The organism is Mitsuaria sp. TWR114, assembly GCF_007997345.1.
Genome location: NZ_VOSR01000967.1, coordinates 1 through 6,001 on the forward strand (window position 1 = coordinate 1; position 6,001 = coordinate 6,001).

6 protein-coding genes are annotated in these 6,001 nt (G+C 71.9%); all 6 read right to left on the reverse strand.

Annotation, left to right across the window (positions count from 1 at the left end):
* Window positions 1–155: 155 nt before the first annotated feature.
* A complete protein-coding gene (locus tag FUT87_RS26410; protein ID WP_147242900.1) occupies window positions 156–662 on the reverse strand; it encodes a cytochrome c in 507 nt (168 codons plus the stop codon).
* A 97-nt stretch (window positions 663–759) separates the two neighbouring features.
* Window positions 760–1,122 carry a type II CAAX prenyl endopeptidase Rce1 family protein gene (locus tag FUT87_RS26415; RefSeq protein WP_186830779.1) on the reverse strand — a complete coding sequence of 121 codons (363 nt, stop codon included), beginning with the start codon at window positions 1,120–1,122 and terminating at the stop codon, window positions 760–762.
* A gap of 121 nt (window positions 1,123–1,243) precedes the next feature.
* Entirely contained in the window at window positions 1,244–1,810 is a 567-nt protein-coding gene (locus FUT87_RS26420; protein WP_255512049.1) for a DUF4157 domain-containing protein, read from the reverse strand.
* 106 nt (window positions 1,811–1,916) lie between these two features.
* Complete coding sequence (locus FUT87_RS26425; protein WP_147242902.1) at window positions 1,917–4,196, reverse strand: putative Ig domain-containing protein; 2,280 nt, start codon at window positions 4,194–4,196, stop codon at window positions 1,917–1,919.
* The gene (locus tag FUT87_RS26430) at window positions 4,103–4,855 is read right to left on the reverse strand and encodes a hypothetical protein (protein WP_147242903.1); all 753 of its coding nucleotides are present in this window, start codon (window positions 4,853–4,855) and stop codon (window positions 4,103–4,105) included. The genes FUT87_RS26425 and FUT87_RS26430 overlap by 94 nt, the downstream gene beginning before the upstream one ends.
* A gap of 5 nt (window positions 4,856–4,860) precedes the next feature.
* A partial coding sequence (locus FUT87_RS26435; RefSeq protein WP_147242904.1) for an ATP-binding protein occupies window positions 4,861–6,001 on the reverse strand: 1,141 nt, incomplete at its 5' end.

Consider the following 6,001-nt stretch of genomic DNA (forward strand, 5'->3'; position numbering starts at 1 on the left):
AGCGTGACGGTGCGCGCGGCGGAGGCGACGCCCACGGTCTGCGTGCCGAAGTCCCACGCTGCTGGCGTCGGCGGACAGGCCGGCCTGCAGCGCGCCGTTGGCGGTGCCGCTGAGGGCGATCGGGATCGCCGTCGAGATGCCGTTGTGGGTGATGGTCAAGGCGCCGCTGCGCGCGCCGGCGGCGTCGGCTTGAAGACGACGCCGACGGTGCAGCTGGTGCCGGCGGGGACGCTGGTGCCGCAGCTGCCGCCCTGGACGGCGAAGTCGCCGCTGGCGACGGCGGTGAGGCTGCTCAGCGCGGCCAGGCGGCTGGCGCTGATGGTGACGGTCGAGACGGCGCTGGTCTGGCCGACGGTGGTCTGCGCGAAGCTGATCGAGGCCGGCGAGTTGCCCAGGTAGGCGGCGATGTCGGCCAGGTCCGTCGCGCTGACGTTGCCCGAGACGGCCGCGGTCATCGCCGGGATCGTGTTGATCGCGTTCTGGATCATCGCGGGGTTGTTGCGCCCGCGGTCGACCACGGCGGTGGAGGCCACGGTGTGGCAGGCCGCGCAGACCTGCGAGAACCTGGTCTGGCCGGCGACCTGGGCCTGCGCGGCCTGCAAGGGCACCAGCAGCGCGGCGGCGATGGCAACCGCGGTGACGCGGCGGCGGGTCGGGTTCATGGCTTGTCTCCAGAAAGGGCCGCTCGTGGCGGCGTTGTCGTTGGGCTCGAAAGAAGCTCGGAAACGGCGTGGGCGGGCGCCCGAGGCCACCGCGTCGTCAGACGTGCAGCCAGCAGGCGTTGAAGAGCAGATGCCAGGCGATGCAGCGTGGCAGCGAGCGATGGCGGCGATAGCCGTGGCCGATCCACCAGGCCGGTGCGGCGGTGGCCAGCGCGAGCAGCAGCGCGGGGAGCGTCGGCCAGGGGCCGGGCGCCGCGGCGACGAGCAGGGCGAGCGCGTGCGCGGCGCCGAAGGCGAGCGCCGTCAGCGTGACCGCGTGACGGCGCGCCGCGAGGGCGCGGGAGTTGGCCAGCAGGTCCTGCAGGCCGAGCCGGAAGAGGATCTCCTCCAGACACGGCGCCAGCAGCAACTGCCGCAGCAGCGTCTCCCAGGGGGGCAGTGCGAGGAGGAAGGTCGGCATGGACACAGGCGGAAGTCGGTGACGTTCTGCGTGTGTTCCGGGGGGCTCGAAAAAGGTTGTCGTAAAAAAATGAATCAGACGGCCGAGCACCGCCATGGGGGCGACGCCCGCGCTGGACGCGTCACCCGCCGTGTCGCAGCGCCTCGTCGCCCATGCGGTCCGCTTCGGCCTCCAGGCCGGCGTCGTCGTTGATGTCGACGCCGGCCATCTGCATCGTCGGCTGCACGCGGCCCTCGCGCTGCTGCACGACGTGCCAGGCCTCGTGCGGCAGGTGATGGTCCTGGCCGGGGCCGAGGTGGATGTCGTTGCCCTGCGCGTAGGCCAGCGCGTTGAGCTGCGCCGGTTGGGCCGAGTTGCGATGCACCCGCACGTCCGACAGGTCGGTGCCCGACAGCGCTTCGATGCCGGCCTTGAGGCCGTCCGGCATGCCGGTGCGGTTCTCTTGCCGCTGTACCGGCGCGGCCTTCGCCTGCGCGGTGTCCGCTTCGTCTTCCTCCAGCGCGTCGGTCGCGCGCTGCGCCACCGGCCCGAAGGTCGCGTCGATCCGCCGGCGCTGCGCCAGTTGCCGGGGCGATGCGTCGATGGCCTCCGACAGCTCACCGCCCTCCATTCCGGCGCGCCGCTGCGCCGTCGTCGTCGCCGCGGGCACCTGCTCCCGCGTGCCGCTGTCCGTGGTCGAGTCCTTCATCGTCTGCTCCCCATGAGGTGATCGATGCGCCGCGGGACGGCGCGCCTGGCGTGGCCGGTGTTTCCCGTGCTTCCCGCGCTGCCGGCGCCCGCGGTGTCCGTCGCGCTCACGGCGGCTCCACCCGCGGCTTGAAGGTGACGACGAGTCCGCCCACCACCAGGATGAGGATGATCGCGACCAGCAGCGTGTTGCCCTTGCGCAGCTCGTTGAGCGACGGGTCGCAGGAGAAGATCGCGAAGGCCACCGCCAGCGTGGCGATCGCGCCGGCCCACAGCCCCATCAGGATGACGCTGCCCATCCGCCGCACCCGGCAGTTCCAGCCGTAGACCAGCAGCGCCGTGCCGACCAGCACCATCAGCGCCTCCAGCGCCAGCCGCAGCGGCATGCGCATCGGGCAGACGATGCGGCAGAAGCTGGTGTCCTGGTCCAGGAAGGACCAGAAGCGATGGTCCAGCGCCGTCAGCACGCTCTCGCCCGCGCCCAGGCCCGCCACCGGCAGCGGCCACAGCGCGACGCCGCCGAAGGACCAGCCGATGTAGACCAGGTCGCGGTCCAACGACTCCTGCTCCTCTGGCGCCAGCGCCTCGGGCTTGCCGCCCGGATGCAGCAGCACCGGCACCACGCTGCCCAGCACCGCCATGCGGTCCTGGCCGGCCAGCTCGTCGTTGAAGTCGGTGCGCGAGCGCAGCTGCATCTTGCCGATGTCGGAGCCGGTGCCCAGTGGCGCGAGGAAACTCACCGTGATGTCGCTGGTGCCGACGTAGTCCGGCGAGGACTTGTAGGTCGCCGCCGCCGCGCTGCGTTCCTTGCGACCGCTGTCGTCGCCGACGCCGCGCTGGCGCTCCGCCGCCTTCATGATGGCCAGCAGGTTCCTGAAGCGGAACGCGGTCGACGTCTCCCCCAGCAGGTGCTGCGGAATCACCAGGTTGAGGTGGAAGGCGCGCGTGCCGCGGGCCTGCATGGTCTCGGTCAGGCGATGCAGGTAGGCGAGCAGGAACTGCTCGAAGCGCGGGTCCGCGGCCTCGTCGTCGGTGGGCTCGAAGAACACGGTCAGGCCGTCGTAGACATGCGCCTCCTCGCGCCAGCCCGGCGGCAGCAGCGCCTCCAGCCCACCCTGCAGGTCGCCGTGGCGCAGGTCCAGCATCTCGCCGACCTGCGCCGCGGTGGTGTCCAGCACCGTCTTGCGCTCCTCGTCGGTGAGGCGCATCAGCGCGCGGAAGTCGCGGCGGTAGAGCACCAGGTCCAGGCCGACGCCATGCTGGTCCACCCGCCGCGCGAAACCGCCGCCCGGGCTATCCCAGCCTGTCGGCCGCAGGTACTCGCCGTTGTTGCGCAGCAGGACGCCCATGTACTGCAGCCGGGTGAACTTGTCGAAGCGCACCGGGATGGGCGCGTCGGTCTCGCCGCCCATCCAGTAGGGCAGGAAGCCGAAGACGTCGTTCTCGATGTCCTGCAGGCTGCAGCCGCAGCCATCGGGCTTGAGCCGCAGCGGCCGCGCCTGCGACAGCGGATGCTCGGTGCCGGCGACGTCGGTGATCTCCTCCAGCAGATGCGGCGGCATCAGCATGTCCAGGAAGGTCATCACCGGCAGGCTGCCGGGGGCGAGCGTCGAAGTAGACGCGGTGGGCGTGGTGGGCTTGGCCGCCTTCGTCGCCTTCACCGTGGCGGCACTGCCGCTCGCCGCGAGGTGCGGTCGATCGGTCTCGGCGAGGTCCTCCCGGCGCGGGCAGCGACGGATCGCGTCCTTGTGCTGCTCCAGCGCCAACGCGTTGACATGGCGCAGGAAGTATTCGCACTGCCGTGCCCGCAGCGAGTCCTGGAACACCGCGCGCGTCGGATGCTCGACGTCCTGCAGCGGCGTCAGCATCTCGCGCAGCTGGTCCAGCGTCGGGCCGAGCACCGGGGGCTTCACCGCCAGCGGGCGGGGTGCGGAGGCCTCGTTCGCGACGGCGGTCCCGTCGGTGGCGTCGGCCGCGTTGGCGGCATTGGCCGCGGTCATCAGCGATTCGCCCATCGAGGCTTCGGCGTTCTTGAAGATCGTCTCCAGCTTCGCGGCCGTCAGCACATAGGTCATCGGCAGCGGCGGATCGCGCGGCACGGTGAGGTTGGTCTGGTCCTCGGTCACCGACTTCAGCGTGTTGTCCGGCCGGCTCTTGGCGGGACGCGCCGCAGCGGCCGCCGGCTTGGTCGCCGGTGCTGCGCTAGGCGTGGCCGCAGCCGGCTTCGGATCGACGACACGCAGCACGTACATCGCCTGGTCCAGGTGCGGCGGTCGCGAGGCATCGCGCACCGTCAGCAGGAAGCGGAAGGTGCCGGTGGCGGTGGGCGTGCCGGCCAGCACGCCGTCCTCCTCCAGGAACATGCCCGGCGGCAGCGCGCCGTCCACGCTGAAGCGGTAGGGCGCGCGGCGCCGCGCACCACGTCGCGGGCCTTGTAGGGCTGGTGGAGCCGGGCGTTGGGGAGCGGCACCGTCTGGTAGACCAGCCACATCAGGTCGTCGCGAGCGGGCGCCGAGGCCGTCGCCGCTGGCGCCGGCGCCGGCGCGTCCGGCACGGCCGTCGCCGTCCAGGGGCGCTCGGGGCGCTCAGGCAGCGGCCGTGGCGTCGCGACGTAGAGCGTCGCGTCGGAGGTGGCGGAGGCTGTTGATGCCGTTGATGCCGTTGATGCCGTTGATGCCGGCGGCGCGGCGGGCTTGGCCATGTAGACCGATGAGCCCTTGCCGCCATTCTTGCCACCGGCCTTGTCGGCGGCGGCCGACGCCGGCGTCGCGGAGGCCGACCCACCGGCCGGAGCCTGCGCCGCCGCGTGCAGGATCACGAGCCCCGCCGCGAGCAGCGTGCCGCCGACGAACCAGCGCAGTCGCGCGCAATGGCGGCAGCCCGCACCGGCGCCTGCGGCCGGCGCGGCGCGTGTCGCGTCGACCGCCGAGTCGACCCTCGCGCCGAGGCCCGCGTCACCGGCGGCGTCGGCCCATTCATCGGTCGCGCGCCACGCGCGCGGGAGTCGCAGGAGTCGCGGGATTCTGAAGAAGGAGCGTGTCCCCATGGCGGCTACACCGTGCGTCCTTCCTTGCGCAGTTCCTTGGCGATGCCCTTGCGCAGGTCGGCGGCCAGGATGCGTTCGCGTCCCGCCTGCATCGCGTTGATCGCGCCGAAGCGCACCACGTTGGCGATCGCGCCGCCGGCCAGTTCATGCCGCTCGGCGAGCTCGCGCAGGTCCACCTCGGCGTCCAGCCGGCCGGTGTGCCGCACCATGCCTTCCCACAGCCGCAGCCGCTGCTCGGCATCGGGCATCGGGAAGTACACCGCCGACTGGAAGCGCCGCGCGAAGGCGTCGTCGATGTTGCCCTTGAGGTTGCTGGCCAGGATCACCGTCCCGGGGAAGTCCTCCACCCGCTGCAGCAGGTAGGAGACCTCCTGGTTGGCGTGGCGGTCGTTGCTGCTGGAGGTCGCGGTCCGCTTGCCGAAGAGCGCGTCGGCCTCGTCGAAGAACAGGATCCAGCGCCGGTGCTGCGCCTGGTCGAAGACCTGGGCCAGGTTCTTCTCCGTCTCGCCGATGTACTTGGACACCACCATCGACAGGTCGATGCGGTAGACGTCCGCCTGCACCTGCCGGCCGATCAGCGTCGCCGTCAGCGTCTTGCCGGTGCCGGGCGGCCCGAAGAACAGGCAGCGGTAGCCGGGCTTGAGCGACTTCTCCAGGCGCCAGTCGCGCATCAGCGTCTCGCCATGACGGGCCCAGGTGGTGATCGCCTGCACCTCGTCCATCACCTCGGCGTCCAGCACCAGGTCATCCCAATCCAGCCGCGTCTCGATCAGCTTGGCGGGGAACTGCGCGCTGTAGTCGGGCTTGCGCGCCTCGCCGGTGCACAGCAGGTCCAGCGTGTCGGCGCCGGCCACCAGCGCCGCGCCGTACCACGGCTCGCCCGGCGACTCGTGCACCAGCCTCACCAGGCCCAGCCGGCGCAGCGGCGCGGCCTCGTCCAGCATGCGGCGCAACTCGAAGCGCCGCGCCAGGTCCTCGCCGGCGACCAGGAAGGCCGCCGTCTCCACCGTCGGCAGGAAGCCGCCGTGGTGCCGCCCCTTCCAGCCGCCGAATTCGCAGAAGCCGCGATCCAGGTTGCGGTTGCTGACGAACAGCAGGTCCAGCAGCTGCGGCCGCAGGTGCGGCGCCAGCGCCAGCGCCAGGTTG